Here is an 18,395-nt window from a genome sequence, read left to right as displayed (position 1 = left end):
AACCTTATCAATAAATATCATGGAAAAAAAAATTCAATCGGCATTGATCTCCGTTTTTTATAAAAACGGGCTGGAAGTTTTGGGCAAGCAGTTGCAATCCCTAGGCATTACCATTTATTCTACTGGGGGCACACAGGCCTTTTTAGAAGCAGCGGGCATTGCCTGTGTACCTGTTGAGAGCCTTACCACTTACCCGTCTATCTTGGGTGGCCGGGTAAAAACCTTGCACCCTGCCGTTTTTGGCGGCATACTGGGCAGGAGGTATGTAGAACAAGACTTGGCTGAGATGAAACAATACAGCATACCCGAGATAGACCTAGTAATAGTAGATCTTTACCCTTTTGAGGAAACATTGAAAAACACTACTGAGGAAGCGCTGATAATTGAAAAAATAGACATCGGAGGCCCATCCATGATAAGGGCTGCTGCCAAAAACTTTAAAGACGTAACAGTTATTGCAGCCAAGGCAGACTATGCCGTATTAAATGATATATTAAAAAGCCAAGAAGGTGTTATTAGCTTGGAGCAACGCAAGGCATTTGCAGCCAAGGCATTTGCAGTAGTGATGAACTATGATATTGCTATTAGCAACTATTTCAACCCTAGCAATACCACTTTCCAAACCAGCAGTGAGCAACAAGTACTGAGGTATGGTGAAAACCCACACCAGCAAGCTGTTTTTTATGGCAACTTGTCGCAATCTTTCACGCAGTTAAACGGCAAGGAGTTATCTTATAATAACTTGGTAGATGTAGATGCTGCCATACAGTTGATAACAGAATTTGACGCAGCGGGGGATACTGCTGTTTTTGCTATTATCAAGCATACCAATGTTTGCGGCATTGCCGAAAGGGCTACTGTAAAAGAAAGCTGGGATGCGGCTTTGGCTGGTGATCCCGAAAGCGCATTTGGCGGCGTATTGGTAAGTAATGGGCAGATAGACAAAGCCACGGCAGAGGCCATTAATGAAATATTTTTTGAAGTATTGATAGCCCCTTCTTTTAGCGAGGATTCATTGGCAGTATTGAAAAGCAAAAAAAACAGGATATTGCTGGAGCTAAAAGTTGGTGTTGGCGAAACGGGAAATGGCCAGTTTAAATCTCTATTGGGCGGCACATTGCACCAAGGCAGCGACAAGGGCAACTTTGCCAATTGGAAAGAAGTTGGCGGCAGGCAAACGACGGAGGATGAAAAAGCCAACCTCGTTTTTGCAAATATTATTTGCAAGCATCTAAAAAGCAATGCCATAGCGCTGGTTAAAAACAAGCAACTGGTAGGCAAGGGCTGTGGACAAACCAGCCGTGTGGACTCATTGCGGCAGGCCATAGAAAAAGCAGGACAATTCCAGTTTGATTTGAATGCGGCCGTTCTGGCCAGTGATGCCTTTTTTCCTTTTAACGACTGCGTGCAAATGGCTCACGAGGCAGGCTTAGAAGCATTTATCCAACCGGGTGGCTCAATTCGCGATAAAGACAGCATTAGCTACTGTGTAGAACAAAACCTAGCAATGGTTATTACAGATTTGAGGCATTTTAAACACTAATCGGTTTATTTTAAATTAAGGCCAATCATTTGAGTTTGGCTATTAAATCACAAAAAAATCCCAAAGGACTATGCCCTTTGGGATTTTTAATTTAAAATTTAGCATTCAAAATAACAAATCACTATTCTATCAATTTCTCCACCCTTGCAATTTTGCCATCCCGGTTTATGCCCTCTATTACCAAACGCAGTTTTTTAGAAATGTCGTTGTTATAGAACTCAAGCTGCACCGTATGGTTTTTACCGTAGGTTAATACAAAAGGGTTCCAGTATAGGGTTGTCCTTGCATCTTCGGTATAGGTAGGCGTGCTTGTAGCGTAGTCGGGGTTGTAAAACTCCTTATACGGAGTGTAGCCAGCCAACCTTTTAAAGTTTAGCCCTACGCCAGGGGTAGGCTTCACATCAACGCCCTTGCGTGTATAAATGGCTATGGCGCCGCCAGCACCGCCGCCCGTGGCTCCAAAAAACGGCGGTGGGAAAACTTTTATGTATGCCACATCTGTCATAGGTGTATTCCTTAGTTGATCAACCTCTACTTTCGTTTCATCTAGGTACAACTCGGGTGTGCTGCCCCTCCAGCTAAGCGTTACATCCGCTCCTGAATTGTTGATTTGCAAACCAGCTACCCTGCCCTGCAAATACGAAAACACATCCTGTGCAGCAACTGCAAAAGGATCTGTTGTTAGGTCAAATTGTTTGCTGTCGCCACCAGCAAATAACCCACTGGTATATTTTTCATCCAGCACGTCCACGGCCCTTTTTACCTTAGTCCTAACGGTTACCTCTGCCAGTTCGTTAGCAGCTAATTGCCGTTTCACTTTTTCTTTTTCATTATAAAACATTCTGCTCCTTTCCAGCAGGCTTGAGTCTTTAGAGTTATAAGCCCATAAAAAAGGGGAGGTGGTAATGCTGCTGTACTTCATCGATGGCGGCTGGATCAGGCCTGTTTGAAAACCAATTTCAACCCTGTCAGTTAGCCTTTTGTCGCCCATTAGCTGGTAAAAAACATAAATAGTATCGTAAAAAAGAACGCCTTTTCGGCCAAAATTACCAGCCCTATCCACATCCAAAAACAAGCTTTGTTTTACGCTGTCTTTCCCCTGCATCAATAAAATTATCTTTTGGTTCAGCATCGCGCTTTTATTCATGTTTCCATAAATGGTCCCTTTTAGCTCCATGAATTCTGTTTCCCTTGGGTGCGTAATTTTAGGCAGCGTGCCACTAGCCACGTCTTTCCAGTTAAATTTCCGCCAGCCATGGGTTAGCATCACTAGGTCTAAGTGATGGGTTACAGAATCGGCCTTGCTAGAAAAATAGTAAGCTGGGTTGTTGATATTGCCTTTTATATCGCCGCTTAGCAATAAGTCAGATGCAATGTTGGTGCCTGCATCAGTAAGCAAACCAGCATCAGTAACTGCTACTGACATATTGCTAACCACAGAATCATCTACTTGTATTTCAATGGTGTTTTTAGCCCTTTTGTCTAGCCCTGCTTTCGTAACCCTTACTTGGGGCGTAAACAGGAATTGATAATTGTTTACAAAAGTTACCCTTTCTGCCAACGGGGCATAATCGGCATCGAACAAAGTTATTTGCAATACGCCTGTGGGTAAATCTTTGGTAGGTATTTCGCCGATGGCGGCCAGTCTTTCAGACAAGTTTATTTTAGATTTATATACCTCGTGCTGGTGCATGGTGGCTATTACAAACATTGTTTTCAAGTTGGGGGTAGCTTCTTTGCTCCTGTTTACAAAAAACATCGCTTTTGCTTTTGCAGGCTGCACCTCTAGGGTTGCTCCAACGGTTTTCGCCAAAGGCAAAGGGGTAGTATGCGCAATGCCATACTCATCTAGCCAGGTTGCAGAATATGGCTGCGTGCTGTCTGGCTGTATGCTAAAGCTGCCCATGCCATCGTGCTCTGTAATAAAGGAATCTATCAGTTCGCCTTTATTGTTTTTCAACGCCCCTGCTGCGCTTACGGGCAAGCCAAATTCATTTTCAATTAAAAAAGCAACCCTTGTAGTTACATCGTTTAGCAATTCACCGCCTTCGGGAAAGAAATGGATGGTGGCTGTTGGGGTTTTGGGCTTGGCTGCCTCAGGCACAGGCAAATTAGCCTGCTGCTTTGCTGATTTTTTTGTGGTTTCTGGTTTGGCAGAAGCGGTTGAAGATGGTGCTGCTACTGTTTGGTCTATCCTTATGTCTTTGTTATAAAGAAAAGCGGTGTCAAAATTCAGCATCCATTGCGTATATGCCTTCACGTGCAGGAACTTGCCTGTGTAGTTTGCTGGCACTTCAAATTGCCCCCTTGCACTCGATTCAAATATCGGGCTTACTGTATGTGTTAGCAATGCGCCTTTATCGTCAAACCAATCCACATAAAAATTTTTGCTGTTGTCCGATAGGTCTAGCCCTGTTAGCAAGTAGGCTTTAAACCAAATCATGTCCCCTTTTATATAAATGCCCTTGTCGAAATGTAAGTGTATTTTTTCTTGTGGGTAATCATCGGCATATTGTGCCAAGGTAGAGTCTATTTTTTGTGCATTGGCATACACAGAAAGGATGATGAAAAGGAGGATGAGGGGGGTAAGCTTTTTTTTCATAATGATTGTTCGCGTTTTTTAGGGGGTTTGCCAAGTAATGATTAAATAAAAAGCCAGCGGTTTAATATGGAAAATTTATTAATCATCTATTTTCTTTAAACTACTCCTGTTTCTTTTTATTTGGTATTCTTTAAAATATTGCTCAATATAGTAACCCATTTCTAAATCGTTGAATGTTTGCAGCAAATCATAGTCGGGCCGGTATTTTTTTATGAATGTATCCAGCTCTGGGCTTTCCAATTTGGTAATCTTATGCACCATTGCCTTGCTAAACCTAAAGTTTACATACTTGTCCTGCTCTTGCTGTATCAGGCGGTTTTGCAAAAACATCAAATTGCGGTTGCGCCGGAACCGGAACATATTTATAAACTCATCCAGGTCCAGCCCCACTGTAAGGCCACCAGGGTTATAGCCGGGGTTGTTGCTTAGCTTGATGCCTGGCTTTTTAAAATCGAAATATTTTTGATAATCCCTCCTGTTTTGAAGCGAGTCTAAACGGTAGCTCTTGCTTCTTACGGTTACTTCTGGCAAATCTGTCGCCCTCACATGTATGCTGATATCGAAACTGCTAAGGTTGCTGATGGTATCTATGGCATATTTCATGGTTGATTTGTTCATCAGCGAAAACCAGATAGAGTCTTTTGCTTTTACCGTGAAGCTATACCTGCCCAGCGAGTCGGTAAAAGTACCCCTTCCCGATTTGCTAAAAACCGCTATGGCTTCCACAGGGTTGCGGCCTGTAATATCATAAACAGTACCGCTAACCGTTACAAATTGTGCCTTTGAAGGCAGCCAAGCAATGGCAAGTATAAGCAAGCAAACGATTTGTATAACCTGTTTATTCAAAAAAAAAGAATTATGTGTCGTAATATTAAGCCACTATTGTATATATATGCTAAAACACCAAGCGAATTAACTGTTTTTTGTATAAAAGCGTTTAAGTTGCTACGAAGCATTCTCCTTTTCCTTCGTGCCACTTTGAGTCATTGCGCCTTTGTGGCTACCAGTCTTTAAAATTTATTGTTCAGAATATATAGCAGCATTTTTCGCCAGGTAGGCCAATCGTGTTTTATGTCGCTGCCCCATATGCCTAGGTCGTGCCAAATGCCTTTGCCCCACAAGATGCTAGAAAACCGCTTGTTGGCTTCAGGGTCCTCATGCTCGCCACTGCCTGTATAAATATGTATATGGTGGCTGGCTTTTATTTTAGACAAGTAATAATCGTCTGTTAAATTTGGGATGTAATGGCAGGGGCTATTGTAATATACCTGCTCGTCCCAGTAGCCCCTTGTATATTCCGTAAGGTCATAAACCCCGCTCATGCTAATAACCCCGTTGATAATATCTGGTCGCTTCAAAAACAAATTCATGGCATGTAAAGAGCCAAAAGATGCGCCACAGGTATAAATAAAAGTTCCCTGCCCACTCTGGCTGCGGATATAAGGTATTACTTCGTTGTAAACATAGTTGTTAAACTGGTTGTGCCTGATGGCCTTGTGCGCAGGCACCATGTTATAGTTCATCCAGCTTTCCTTGTTCATGCTGTCTATGCTATACACTTTCAGTTTGCCAGCATTAATCAATGGGGCAAGTGCCTCTATGAGTTGGAAACGCTCGTATTCCAAATAATCTGCTGCAGCCGTAGGTATTAGCAGCAAGCAAAACCCATAATGGCCATAAGTGGCTATGGGCATGTTTTTATTTAGTGCTGGGCTATGCCACGAAGTAATATGTTTGTGCATTTGTTTAAAATTTGAACCATGAAATTATGGGGCAAAGTTAAGGCTGCCCCCTTTATTGGGTGCATTTCAAAATTTCGTTTTTAATTGTTTTCAATAGATTTCAACTGCAAAATCTAGGTTTAAAAAGTATCCGATATGGGGGAAATTTTGGATACTCATGAGGGAATATTTCCCCCATATAGGATTTTTATTTTGGACTATATGCCTATTCATGCCAATTTTACATGAAAGGAGGAACTACGGGCATCTTGGCCTTGCCTCTCGCATCTGATGTTAGTTGGTTTAGGAAAATAATAATCCACTACCAAAATCTTATCAGTTTCTTATCAATAAATTATCATTCTACTATAGTAAAACTATCATTCCATTATCAATACATTATCGTAAAATTCATTTAAATTATAATAAAAAATGAGGCTTAAAAAACACAAACAACTGAATATCAATGAGTTATAGGCAAAAAGGAGAAAAAGCAAAAAAATAAATCACTTAAAAGCAGAAAATAAGCCATTCCAAATCTTCGCTTAGTTCTTCTTATCCCCTCGTTTGCTCTTGCTCCCTCTCCTTGTTCTTGCTCCCTCTCCCTTTGGAGAGGGTTGGGGTGAGGTCGGGAATTAGGGTACGCCTATCACCATCAATTATCTATCTTGCTGATAAATAAAAAAGGGAATAAAAAGCGAAGATTTCAAATGCACCCCCTTTATTTAAGGGGTATATTGTTTTATTGATATGTAGTAATGTTGCTTTTGTTTTATTGTGTATTTTTTACTAAAAACAGGCACATGAGCTTACAAGTTTTAATAATAGACGATGACCCCGCTTTTGTAATGATGCACAAAAGGCGGGTTACTACCAGTAGCATTGCCACTAGCCCTCAAGCTTATTTTAATGGCAAAGCTGCATTTGAAGCCATTAGCAATCCGCCAAATACTGATGACCATTATTTGTTGTTACTCGACATCAACATGCCCGTAATGGATGGTTGGGGCTTGCTAAATGCCATACAGCAAATGCCTAATGCTAATAAGATTTATGCTGTGATGATCAGTTCGTCCCTAGACAAAAAAGACAGGGAAAAAGCTTGGGAATACCCACAGGTAATTGGTTTTTACGAAAAAGCCATTAGTATCGACATTTGCAACGAAATAAAACAAAACCCTGTTATTGCTCATTTTTATGCTTAGGCTAAAAGCCTTTACAGGGTTTTGAACCCTATAAAGGTTTGCATAATTTTTCTCCTTTTCTCTGTAATCCTATGTCCTATCATGAATACTTGCCCCTTTTTTAAAATAGCCTTTGGAACATCCCCAAAAAAAGAGGTTATTTGCAGCCGAACAAAAAAATGTTAGATGCTACCCAAGTACAAACGTGTGTTATTGAAGTTATCGGGCGAAGCCTTGCTGGGCAACCAGAAAAATGGCGACCCATTTAACCCGAAAATTATTGAGCAATATGCAATAGACATTAAGTCTGTTACAGACCTCGGCGTGCAAGTGGCAATTGTGATAGGAGGGGGAAACATCTACCGTGGTATGAACGAAGCCGAAAGCGGCATTGAAAGGGCTCATGGCGATTATATGGGCATGTTGGCCACCGTTATTAACGCTATGGCCATGCAGGCTATGCTAGAGCGCAAAGGGGTATATACAAGGCTGCAAAGCGCCATACATATGGAGCAAGTGGCGGAACCCTATATACGCCGTAAAGCATTAAGGCATTTGGAAAAAGGCAGGGTAGTAATTTTTGGGGCTGGAACAGGCAACCCATACTTTACCACCGACACGGCTGGCAGCCTAAGGGCGATTGAAATGAAGGCAGACGTGATATTAAAAGGCACCAGGGTTGATGGCATTTATACCGCTGACCCAGAAAAAGACCCAACAGCTACACGATTTGAAAAACTTTCTTTTGAGGACTGCATCAGCAAGAACCTGAAAGTGATGGACATGACAGCCTTTACGCTGTGCATGGAAAATAAAATGCCAATTATTGTTTTTGACATGAACCAGCCTGGCAATTTGCTAAGGGTAGTAGAAGGCATGAACGTAGGCACATTGGTAAAGACGGGTGTTTAATTCTTGAAATTGCAAACGCGCCCATATAGAAGAAATAGGGGGCATGTCGTTTTAAAAGAAAAAGTAAAGGGGATATAAATAGTTGCAACTATTTGCAACTATTTATATCCCCTTTTGCAGCATTTTAACCTCGTTAATGGACAAGCCAGTATTTGCTACCACAAACTCAACCGTGCTTCCCGCACCTTATCAAATTCCTTGTAATATCGTATATTACTTTCACCATCCTGTTGATGTTATCCCTTGTTTTTCCACAGCCAAAACACAGGTTATTCACCCAAAAAAGCAATTATTCCACTTTTTTCGGCAAACTGACTAAAATAAAATAGGTTTGATGGATTTACAGCATTACAACTATGGCAGCAAAATCGGTATTTGAAATATTTAAAAAGGAAAAGCAAAGCGTGTCCATCTCGTCGGGCAAAGTGGCTTCTATTGTTTTCCGGTTGGCTTTTGACGATGCTGGGGCATATATAGAAGTGCAGAACGACAAGGGCAAATCTGTAGAAGCCGACTACCAACAATACAGCGGCCCTACACGCACAATCCTTAAATCAATCCAAGCCATCCAGCAACGGTCGGATTATATCGTGGATTGGGAAAACCCATCTGACAAAACCTACCTCCACGAGCATGAATTTTTAATTGAGCCTTTGTTGCAAAGCAAGCTATGGGTAACCCAGGATGGAACGGTTATAGAAGCCTTGGAAGCAGCTAATTCATTAAAACTATCTTTAACACCTTCGGCAGATGGCAAAAGCTTAGCTTCAGAAGTGCTGTTATGGATGAACAACGAAGTGCACACCCAGTTCCAGTTCATCAACGAAGACCATATTTTTGTAAATGGAGGCGTGGTGGAAACAGCCCCCATCGGCAGCAATTTCAGGACACTTCCTTATTTTAACACTTTGGTTGCACCGGGCGACCTAACCAAGTTTCTCTCTATCTTTTTTTCGTTTACTAGGAACATAGAACTGGTTTATGAGGACTATAACGTGGTGTTTAGCAAAGAAGCAATACCTACTTCCCCCGTTTTATTGTTTGATAAACTAGACATAGACGAAGCACTGCACATGCGTGTGTCGCAGGTGTTGCCGGGTATTGATGCAGGGTTATTGAGCGATTATGAACTGTCTGCCTACACGGCTATCAACGAGCTGGAACAGCTGATAGAGGTAAAACCTATAGAGCAGGAAAGCAACGACATGGCCATACAGGCAATAGAAAAAATGCTGCAGAAGCATACCGCCAAGCAAGGGAAAAAGAAGGGTGGTGCAGAGATATTGCTGGAAGACAACCTGTTCATCATACCTAGAGAAATAGCGGCAGAATTTATTTATACAGATTTGCCCAACCTGTTATCAAGCTATAAAATTTTAGGTGCTGAAAAGCTAAAAGCATATAAAATAACCACCGTAAGGCCAAAGCTGAACCTGAAACTAAGCCACGGTATAGACTTTTTGGAAGGCGATGCCAACTTGAGTTTTGGCAACGAGCAGTTTTCGCTTTTTGATGCTTTGCAGCAATACAACAAAAACAAATACATATTGCTAAGCGATGGCACACACGCCATAGTGAATGAAAGCTACATGCAGAAGCTGCAACGCTTGTTTACCAAAAAGAAAAACAAGGTAAACGTTTCTTTCTTCGACCTACCGCTGGTAGAAGAGCTGATAGACGAAAAAGTAGCAGCAGACAGTTTCAAGAAATCGAGGGAAGTTTTTGAGGGCTTCAACACACTGGGCAAAGGAAAAGGCAAAACCAAGCTGCCTAAAGTAAACGCCACACTACGCCCGTATCAGGAACAGGGCTATCACTGGCTGCAATACCTGCACAGCGTGAAGCTAGGGGGGTGCTTGGCAGACGACATGGGGCTGGGCAAAACCCTGCAGACCATTACCCTGCTGGCATCTATTTACCCAAAAGAATCAACGCCTACGTTGATTGTGATGCCCAAAAGCCTATTGTTCAACTGGGAAAAGGAACTGAAAAAATTTGCGCCGCAGCTTACATCGTATACCTATTATGCCAATAACCGGGTATTGGAAGAAGCCATGGAGCATAATATTATCCTTACCACTTATGCCATGGTGCGGAACGATATAGAAAAGCTAAAGGAAGAAACCTTTTATTATGCCATACTAGACGAGTCGCAAAACATTAAAAACATGGCTGCCCAAACCAGCAAAGCGGTGATGCTGCTGCAATGCAAGCACAGGCTGGCACTAAGCGGCACGCCCATAGAAAACAACTTGGGCGAACTGTATTCCCTGTTCCGCTTCCTGAACCCATCGATGTTTGGCAGCATCGATAATTTTAACCAGTATTACCTTACCCCCATACAGAAAAACAACGACAAAGACATTACCGCCGACCTGCGGAAAAAAATATACCCCTTTATTTTGCGACGGCTAAAAAAAGACGTGCTGAAAGAATTGCCCGACAAGATAGAGCAGACATTGTATGTGGAAATGAGCGATGCCCAGAAAAAACTGTACGAGCAACGCAGGCAGTACTACCAAGAAGCCATACAACAGCAGATAGCTATGAAGGGCATACAGAACACACAGTTTTTTGTGTTCCAAGCATTGAGCGAGCTACGGCAACTTGCTTCCACGCCCGAGGGGCTTAGCAATGGCACGATACCTTCGCCCAAGATAGAATTGTTGATAGAACAAGTGCTGGATGCAGTAGCCAACAAGCACAAAGTGCTGGTATTTGTAAATTTCCTGAACGCATTGGAGCTAATTGGCGAAAAACTGGAAGAGCAGGGCGTGGAATATGTAAGCATGAGCGGCAGTACCAAGAACAGGCAGCAACTGGTAGAACGGTTCCAGGCAGACAGTTCCTGCAAAGTGTTCCTGCTTACCCTGAAAACAGGCGGCACTGGGCTAAACCTGACTGCGGCAGACATGGTATTCATCTTTGACCCATGGTGGAACAAAGCTGCCGAGAACCAAGCCATAGACCGTAGCCACCGTTTTGGGCAAGACAAAACCGTGCTTACATACAAACTGATCACACAAGGAACAATAGAAGAAAAGATATTGTTGCTGCAAGAGCAAAAGGCAGAAATTTTCAATAGTATCATCTCGTCAGACAGTGCATCGCTGAAAGCCATTAGCGAGGATGATATTCAATTTATGTTGGGCGTTTAAAAAATGGGCAAATTATGTTAAGTGCAAAAATACAAGTGGCTTTAGAAACGGCTTATACAAAAAGCAACCTGGAAACAGGCTTGTACAAGCTTGTAAAGGCTTTTTATGCAGCCAATTCCAATACCCATTTTGACGGGATAGATTATGTAAGGATAACAGAAATTTTCAATACTAAAAAGGCCAAGAACAGGGCTGAACTTGCTTTGGTGTGCTTTTCTGTATTTAGCAACGAAATCGTTTACAAAGCATTCCTAGCCAGTTTGCCAGCATCGCTGGTGAAGGCGATAGAAAAATTGTTGTGGAACGACGGCATGGACGACAAGCAATTAACTGCTTTCCTAAAGCACCCTATCACGGAAAGTACTGGTTCAACAGGTTATTACAGCTATTCCTCTAAAGAATTGCTACCCGCTTTTTATTTTTTTACCGTAAAAGAATTGTACAATTTTCACAATAACGACAGGCCTTCTTTCTTCCTTTTCTTGCACCCAGAGGTGAAAAAAGTACTTGTAAATTATTACCCCAAGCCAAGGCATTATTATCTTGTACCCATTGAAAAGCCCCTTGAAACAGTTTACCGCTTTAATGCTGAGCCTTTGATACTGGACGAGCTGCCCCGCCTAATTTCGTATTATTTGCAGGGAAATATCAAATACACGGCCAACGGCCGCCCAATGGAAAGCACCTTGGGCAAGCTGCAAAAAAGCTGTGCTATTGCAGAGTTTTACCCATCTGACATAGATGGGCTAAACAAAATACGGAGCTGCTTGCTGGCTGGTGTGCTATATGGCTTCTCGCAGAAGAACCTGGACTTGGACAGCGTGGACATTATTAAAACCTTGTTCAACAAGCAATATTTTAAGTCTTATTCTTCCAAATACATCCTGAACCACCTGAAAGGCTGGGGCTTTGTAAGCGATGAATACGAAATGCAGGAACTTACAGAGCAAACGCTATATGAAGTTTTCAAGGAAATGACGGTGGGTAGTTGGATAAGCGATACCAATTTGATAGAACTGACAGAATGCAGGTCGCTGCCCGTGAAGCCTATATCGGAAACCGGTGCGGGGAACAGGTTGTATATCGACATAGTTTCGGAGAGGGGCTATAGCGACAAAGCATACATAGGCTCGGATACCTACCCCGATTTTATCTTAAACCCTTATATACAAGGCACTGTGTTTTTATATGCCTCGCTTGGGCTCCTTGAAATAGCCTATACCGGTGTGGACGCAAGCGTGCTGGGCGGCACTTATTTTTCACCATACGATGGGCTGATGTATTTCCGGCTTACCAAGCTGGGGGCTTATATATTTGGCAAGACCCCCACCTACGAGGCGGAGGGCGGCAGGCCAAAAAACGAAATCCTTTTGTCAGAAGATTCCATGATGATTATTGCCAATGGCAATATGGACGTGATAGAGGTGATGCTAAACAACTATTCGGAGAAAGTAGGCAGCAACCGCTTCCGCATTACCAGCAAGCTATTTTTGAAGGACTGCAAAAACAAAAAAGACATTGAAAACAAGATTGCCCTTCTTAAAAAAACGGTTAACACCACCTTCCCGGCTTATTGGAACCAATTTTTTGACGATTTGATTGCCAACGCTACGGCAGTAAAGGCAAACAAACTAGTGCAAGTTTTTACATTGCCAGCAACCAGCAAGGAACTGCACCGATTGGTGGCACAAGACAGCGTGCTGAAACAAGTAGTACAAAAAGCCGAGGGCTTTAACCTGCTGGTAACCAATGAAAACGCAGCCAAGTTTAAAAACAGGATGAAGGAGCTGGGGTATTTGGTGGAGTAGGGGGGATATTGCCACAAAGGCTCAAAGGCACGAAATAGCACGAAGCCTTTTTTCTTTCTTCTTTTCCTTCGTGCAACTTTGAGCCTTCGTGCCTTTGTGGCGAAAAAACAACTCCTAAAACTGCAAATAAATAGGCTTTATTATCTCCGCCTGTTTAAACTGTATGGCTATATAAATACAAAGGAAGAAATAAATAATCTTTAAGGGCAAGGGCAGGTTTACAACCAATTGCCTAAAGCTGCCTTCTTTTTTAAAGGAAATACCATGCAACACCATGGCAATAAACAGCATGACAAAAACCATTTTATAACCATTGAAAAGGGGCTTCAACAAATTGAAATGGAAGTTGCCAGCAATCTGCCCTAGCATTACCCAGCTATTGCTAAACGTGTCGCAGCGGAAAAATACCCAGCCAAGGCATACAAAATGAAACGTGATAATAGTGGCTGCCACCCTGGTTGCCTTGGCAGACCATGGCAACACCAGCAAGTATTGCCGCCCCATACCAGTGCGCAGTTTTTCCGCTATCAGGGCTGTGCCTTGCAGTGCGCCCCAAAATAAAAAATTCCAACTTGCACCGTGCCAAAAGCCGCCTAGCAGCATGGTTATCATCAGGTTTTTATAGGTATTAAATTTGCCTTCTTTGTTGCCGCCTAGTGGTATATATACATAGTCTTTTAACCAAGATGCAAGCGAAATGTGCCAACGTTTCCAAAACTCGCCAATGGTTGCCGACTGGTATGGAGAAAGAAAATTGATGTTGATATCAAAGCCCATCCATTTTGCCATGCCAATAGCCATATCGGAATAGCCAGAAAAGTCGCAGTAAATAACCATGGGATAGCCATATACTGCCAGCAGGCATTCTATGCCCGTGTGTGCCCCCGGATTGTCGAAAATATTAATTACATAGTTGGCATTGATATAGTCGCTAATGATTACTTTTTTAATGATGCCAGCCGTTATCAGGTACAGCCCCTCGCCCACTTGCTGGTTGGTTACCACTGGTTTTTTGTGTATCTGTGGCACAAAGTCTGCCGCACGCACAATAGGCCCCATGAGCAATTTTGGGAAAAAGGAGAGGAAAAAAAGGTAGTCGATAAATTTCCTTACGGGCTTAAACACGCCTTTATATACATCAATGGTATAGCTTAGGTTCTCGAACGTATAAAAAGAAATGCCCACGGGCAGTATGAGTTTCAGGGGGTGTACTTTGTGGGCAGCAAAATCGTTGGCAATGTTTAAAAAAAAGTTGGTGTATTTAAAATAAAACAACAGCCCCACATTGGCTATAATGCTGCAAACCAATAGTTTTTTCCTAGAGTTTTTATTGGTGGTGCTGTAAATAGTATGGCTGATATTATAATCGAAAAAAGCAGCCAGCAATATAAAACCCACATACCAGCCACAGGTTTTGTAAAAGAAATACAACGAAAAAAAAGTGAGCAAATACACCCTTAGCTTGTTTATCTGATAGCTAAGCACATATACCAGCAGGAAAAGCCCAAAGAACAGCATAAAAAAAGCACTGTTAAAAAAAAGCGGGTCTTTTTCCTGATATAGTAGTGCTTCTGCCAATTTATGTATGTCTATCCCTTGCATCTGCTTTTTTATTTTTTTGTAAGGGTATGTTGCTGGTAATAATTTTTAGATTCCATCAGCTTGTTGAAAAACAAATCGCCCACCTTCACGGCACCTTTATCATTTAGGTGAATATAGTCTTTCGCTGCCAAAACAGTATCTCCTTCTACCCAGTTTACCATGGTATTGTCGCCGCCCATTGCTTCAAACAAATTCCAGAAAGCTATTTTGTTGTTTCGGGCAATTTGCCTTTGCGTGGCCACCATATAAGGCACTGCTTTTTCGGTAAGGTACTTGCCTTCATACTTATGCCCCATGTCGCTTGTGCTTACCAACAATATCGGCACATTAGGGAATGCTTTTTTCATGGTTTTAATAAACACGTTCATACTGTTTTCAAACCACGGGCTTTTTTGCTTGTCATGCTCCACGGCATTGATGCCATATTGCATCACTATCAGGTCGTAATGCAGGTAGCTGTTTAGCTGACTCATGGTTTCTTTGTTTATTTGGAGGTTCCATGCGCCACTATTGCCCCTGAACGAATAATTGTCTAAATAAACCCCTTCTTTATCTTCAATGCTCACGCCATAAACCGGTAGGTTTTCGTCTGTGCTGGAAATTTTTATTGTTTTAATAGGGCTGCCACTGTTTAGCACCGTTTCATTAATCGTCTTGCTGCCATTAATCAATATATCACGGCTTTTACCATCTTTTGCCACTTCTACTTTTGCATTGACAGCGGTTTGGCCTGTGTATAATTTCACAACGTTCAATGGCTCGCTTGTTCTGGCACTAAAAATAGCTGCTGCATTGCCATAAGGGTAAAAAACATGGCCAGACAAGCCTAGGATACCCCCATTGGGGTTGTTTTTAAAATTATAATCAAGCCAGCCAGCACCGCTTAGGCTTATTTGCTTGTACAATCCTGCCACGGCCGATGCCATAGGCATAAAGCCGATGCCACTTCCCCCAAACATTTTTTGCATCTGCTGGCGTATTTGGCTAGTTACATGGTCGCCCTCTATGTATGAGTCGCCAAAATAGGCAATGCGCACTTTTGAATGTGTTTTTTTAATGCCATCCAGTTTTTGGTAAAAACCCTTCAGGGAGTTGGCATAATCAAAGCCATAGTCGGCAATCAACGTAAAGTCTTTGGGAGGGTGGATATTTTTAGAAAAGGAAACAGTATCTTCTTTAATTATAGTGCTTATCGCCAACTTTAGCTGCGTGTCTTTCCTAATATCGACCAATATATCAATTTTTGGATGGCCATTAAACATGCCAACAGGTAGCTTAAACAAGGAAATGATTAACAACAGCACAATAGCATAGCTCATTAATATCAATGGTTGCCCTATTTTATTGCTTTGTGTTTTCATTTTTATCGTCCAAACATACTAAATCATCTTTTATTTTGGTGTGTTTTAATTGGGTATCGTAGCGGAATTTTAACCTGCCGCTAAAATTCCTGTGTTGTAAAAATTTATAATACTCTATGCTATCGTCTTTATAATACTTGTCCTGCCACCGCTTGTAATAGTCTATACAAGACTGCCAGCTATCAAACACAATATATTTGTTATGCCTAAAACCAAAAAGATTGTTCCTTTTTTTAAAAATATTCGATTTAAAATGGCCTGATTCATAAATAGCTTGCTTCAGTACTACTTCCGGGTGCTTTATCCCTGCTTTTTTGATATAGCAATATACTTCATTTTCTGTTTGTGCATACAAAGGGCTACTAAGCACAAGGCTAAACAGCAATATGGCAACATATCTCACGGCTGGCAAAGCATTTAATCGCATTAAATATAACATTCTTCTTTCTATTTACTTAAAATCTGTGTACTACTCGGGTGCAATTTTGTTTAATCTGCCACAAAGACACGAAGAAGCACAAAGTTTTAAAGAAAAGAAAAAGGCATGTGCTATTTCTTCTTTTTTCTTCGTGTTACTTTGAGCCTTCGAGCCTTTGTGGCTACAAAAACTACCCCAAATTTATTTATAGTTGCCCATTACCCTGCAATCGCAAGTATCCTCAACGGGTATGTTCATCTGCTTGCAAAAAAACTTATAAAACCCTATGCGCTCGTTGCGGTTGTCGCTTACTTCTTTTACATTGGTATTGCACTCCAGCCCACCATTGATAATATTAATGACCATGCCAAAGCCTGGCACACGTTTTTCCGTAATGTCTTTTGCTGTTGGTACCCATTTTCCGCACATCACATCGTGGCAACTAGGCTTAGGTAGCTGCTCCCGCATCCAGAACCATAAGGCCAAGGTAAAAGCTACCGTGCCATTGGTGCAAACTAGTTCTGGCTTTTGCAATAGCGGCAAATGCAGGTCTTCGCCCGCAAGTCCATAGTTATATGCGTAGGAAAGCTGCAAAGGTCCACGGCCATAATAATTTTTACCTGGCACAGGCTTGTACTTGCTGGTGCCGCCTGTGTTGTAAACAGGGCATGGCTTTTTTAAGCAAGCCTGTTCCTCTTTATAAACTAGCCCCCAAACATAAGGGCCGCCTTCTGCCTCAGGCCAACCATCGGTGGTTTCGTGGGCTACGTTGGCAAAAAAAGCCATCAACTCACGCTTGTTTTGCAGTTCTGTGCCTTCGGTTGCAAACTTGGGGAACCTTTCCGTGGCTTTTATAAACGCCTCGTAGCTGTAAAGTTTGTCTCGATGGGGGAACATGGCTTCAAATTGTGCTTTTGAAACCATGCCTTTTACCGTAGGGGTATTGCTCGCTGGGTTTTCTGTGCTGGCAGAAGTAGCACAGGAGACAAACAACAGGAAAATGAAATATTTTAAGTATGCCATTCTAGACCTCTGATTAAATGATTTGAATGATTAAGGCAATTGTCTCTGCCATCTTATACTATAGCCACGAAGGCACGAGATGACAAAGATGTACAAAGGCATTAAAGGGAAGAATAAAGACAGGGCATATATCCTTCTTTTTTCTTTGTGCCACTTAGAGACCCTTGCATTTATGGCAAATACATTTACCCATATATAAACTTTACAATAATTAAGCCGTTTTAAAAATATAGCTTGCAGTAGCTTGTAAATTGTATTGCCATGCAAAGTTCGTTCTATACTTTCAAACAGAAAATAACCAATCGGTTTTCTTATATCCAGTTCATGCTGGCGCACCTGCCAATGGGCTTGGTGGCAGGGTTGCGAGTACTGTCATTAGAGGAGGAGCGAGCAGTGGTGCGGGTACGGTTTTGTTGGCTAAACAAAAACCCATTCCGCTCTATTTATTTTGCTGTGCTGGCCATGGCGGCAGAATTTAGCACGGGCATATTGGCATTTGCACATTCTGGGCAACAGGATATCAGCATGTTGATAGTAAAATGCCAAGGTGATTTTTACAAAAAAGCCGTTGGCAACATCCGGTTTACCTGCAACGATGGGTTGGCCATACAGCAAGCCATGTACACAACACTTAAAACGGGCGAGGGAATTGTGCTGCAAGCTAATTCTGTTGGCACCAACGAGTTGGGAGTAGTGGTGGCAAAGTTTACGTTTGAGTGGAGTTTTAAAGCAAAGGGTGATGGGAAGGGGTAATTGTTATGGACTTTGGGCTATTCATTTTACTATTGGCAGTAATTTTATTCTATCAGGTCAAAAGAAGTGATAGTTACTTTTTCGATTTTTTCTAACTCTTTTAAGAAGCTGAACCCTATCCATGAGCAACAGGCGGACTAGTTCAACATGACCCAAAAGTAGTGCAATGAATTTATATACAGCCTGACAGGGTGCATAAAAGTCTCCCTACAAGCAACTGGTGTTTAGCTAAAAACAACCAATTAATATAAAAAATTAGTGCTATTCGTGCATTCGTGGCAAATTGGTTGTATAGGAGTTTTTCGCTTTA

Annotated in this window: 13 protein-coding genes; 6 read left to right on the top strand and 7 right to left on the bottom strand. The window is 42.0% G+C overall.

Features of this window, described 5'->3' with window-relative positions; translation table 11 throughout:
• Positions 1 to 19: 19 nt before the first annotated feature.
• Positions 20 to 1,543, top strand: coding sequence for a bifunctional phosphoribosylaminoimidazolecarboxamide formyltransferase/IMP cyclohydrolase (gene purH / locus ACHFIY_RS15360; RefSeq protein WP_410846997.1), 1,524 nt, complete (start codon positions 20 to 22; stop codon positions 1,541 to 1,543).
• Positions 1,544 to 1,664: 121 nt separating this feature from the next.
• On the opposite strand, the gene ACHFIY_RS15355 is transcribed toward purH, so the two are convergent.
• From ACHFIY_RS15355 to ACHFIY_RS15345, 3 genes are all read right to left on the bottom strand, one after another.
• The gene (locus ACHFIY_RS15355; RefSeq protein WP_410846996.1) at positions 1,665 to 4,145 is read right to left on the bottom strand and encodes a hypothetical protein; all 2,481 of its coding nucleotides are present in this window, start codon (positions 4,143 to 4,145) and stop codon (positions 1,665 to 1,667) included.
• Between the two features lie 78 nt (positions 4,146 to 4,223).
• Complete coding sequence (locus tag ACHFIY_RS15350; protein ID WP_410846995.1) at positions 4,224 to 4,991, bottom strand: peptidase associated/transthyretin-like domain-containing protein; 768 nt, start codon at positions 4,989 to 4,991, stop codon at positions 4,224 to 4,226.
• Positions 4,992 to 5,155: 164 nt separating this feature from the next.
• On the bottom strand, positions 5,156 to 5,887 hold the full coding sequence (locus ACHFIY_RS15345) for an esterase family protein (protein ID WP_410846994.1): 732 nt from the start codon (positions 5,885 to 5,887) through the stop codon (positions 5,156 to 5,158).
• A 782-nt stretch (positions 5,888 to 6,669) separates the two neighbouring features.
• On the opposite strand from ACHFIY_RS15345, the gene ACHFIY_RS15340 reads away from it, so the two are divergent.
• The 4 genes from ACHFIY_RS15340 (at position 6,670) to ACHFIY_RS15325 (ending at position 12,928) form a co-directional block, all read left to right on the top strand.
• The gene (locus tag ACHFIY_RS15340) at positions 6,670 to 7,071 is read left to right on the top strand and encodes a response regulator (protein WP_410846993.1); all 402 of its coding nucleotides are present in this window, start codon (positions 6,670 to 6,672) and stop codon (positions 7,069 to 7,071) included.
• A gap of 165 nt (positions 7,072 to 7,236) precedes the next feature.
• Complete coding sequence (gene pyrH, locus ACHFIY_RS15335; RefSeq protein ID WP_410846992.1) at positions 7,237 to 7,962, top strand: UMP kinase; 726 nt, start codon at positions 7,237 to 7,239, stop codon at positions 7,960 to 7,962.
• 356 nt (positions 7,963 to 8,318) lie between these two features.
• Positions 8,319 to 11,120, top strand: a complete 2,802-nt coding sequence (locus ACHFIY_RS15330) for a DEAD/DEAH box helicase (RefSeq protein WP_410846991.1) — start codon at positions 8,319 to 8,321, stop codon at positions 11,118 to 11,120.
• A 14-nt stretch (positions 11,121 to 11,134) separates the two neighbouring features.
• Positions 11,135 to 12,928: a hypothetical protein gene (locus ACHFIY_RS15325; RefSeq protein ID WP_410846990.1), complete on the top strand. Its 1,794-nt coding sequence runs from the start codon at positions 11,135 to 11,137 to the stop codon at positions 12,926 to 12,928.
• Between the two features lie 114 nt (positions 12,929 to 13,042).
• On the opposite strand, the gene ACHFIY_RS15320 is transcribed toward ACHFIY_RS15325, so the two are convergent.
• The 4 genes from ACHFIY_RS15320 to ACHFIY_RS15305 form a co-directional block, all read right to left on the bottom strand.
• Complete coding sequence (locus tag ACHFIY_RS15320) at positions 13,043 to 14,530, bottom strand: MBOAT family O-acyltransferase (protein WP_410846989.1); 1,488 nt, start codon at positions 14,528 to 14,530, stop codon at positions 13,043 to 13,045.
• Positions 14,531 to 14,538: 8 nt separating this feature from the next.
• Positions 14,539 to 15,891 (bottom strand): SGNH/GDSL hydrolase family protein, encoded by a 1,353-nt coding sequence (locus tag ACHFIY_RS15315; protein ID WP_410846988.1) that lies wholly within the window; start codon positions 15,889 to 15,891, stop codon positions 14,539 to 14,541.
• The gene (locus tag ACHFIY_RS15310; protein ID WP_410846987.1) at positions 15,872 to 16,330 is read right to left on the bottom strand and encodes a glucosaminidase domain-containing protein; all 459 of its coding nucleotides are present in this window, start codon (positions 16,328 to 16,330) and stop codon (positions 15,872 to 15,874) included. The genes ACHFIY_RS15315 and ACHFIY_RS15310 overlap by 20 nt, the downstream gene beginning before the upstream one ends.
• A gap of 180 nt (positions 16,331 to 16,510) precedes the next feature.
• Positions 16,511 to 17,332, bottom strand: a complete 822-nt coding sequence (locus ACHFIY_RS15305) for a chitinase (RefSeq protein ID WP_410846986.1) — start codon at positions 17,330 to 17,332, stop codon at positions 16,511 to 16,513.
• A 261-nt stretch (positions 17,333 to 17,593) separates the two neighbouring features.
• Between ACHFIY_RS15305 and ACHFIY_RS15300 the strand changes: the two genes are divergently transcribed.
• Positions 17,594 to 18,085: a thioesterase gene (locus ACHFIY_RS15300; protein ID WP_410846985.1), complete on the top strand. Its 492-nt coding sequence runs from the start codon at positions 17,594 to 17,596 to the stop codon at positions 18,083 to 18,085.
• The last annotated feature ends 310 nt before the right edge of the window (positions 18,086 to 18,395 follow it).

The sequence above is a fragment of the Parasediminibacterium schistidii genome, from assembly GCF_046546515.1.
In the GTDB taxonomy this organism is placed as follows: domain Bacteria; phylum Bacteroidota; class Bacteroidia; order Chitinophagales; family Chitinophagaceae; genus Parasediminibacterium.
The sequence above is the reverse complement of the archived record's forward strand: the minus strand, read 5'-3'. Positions and strand labels throughout refer to the sequence as shown.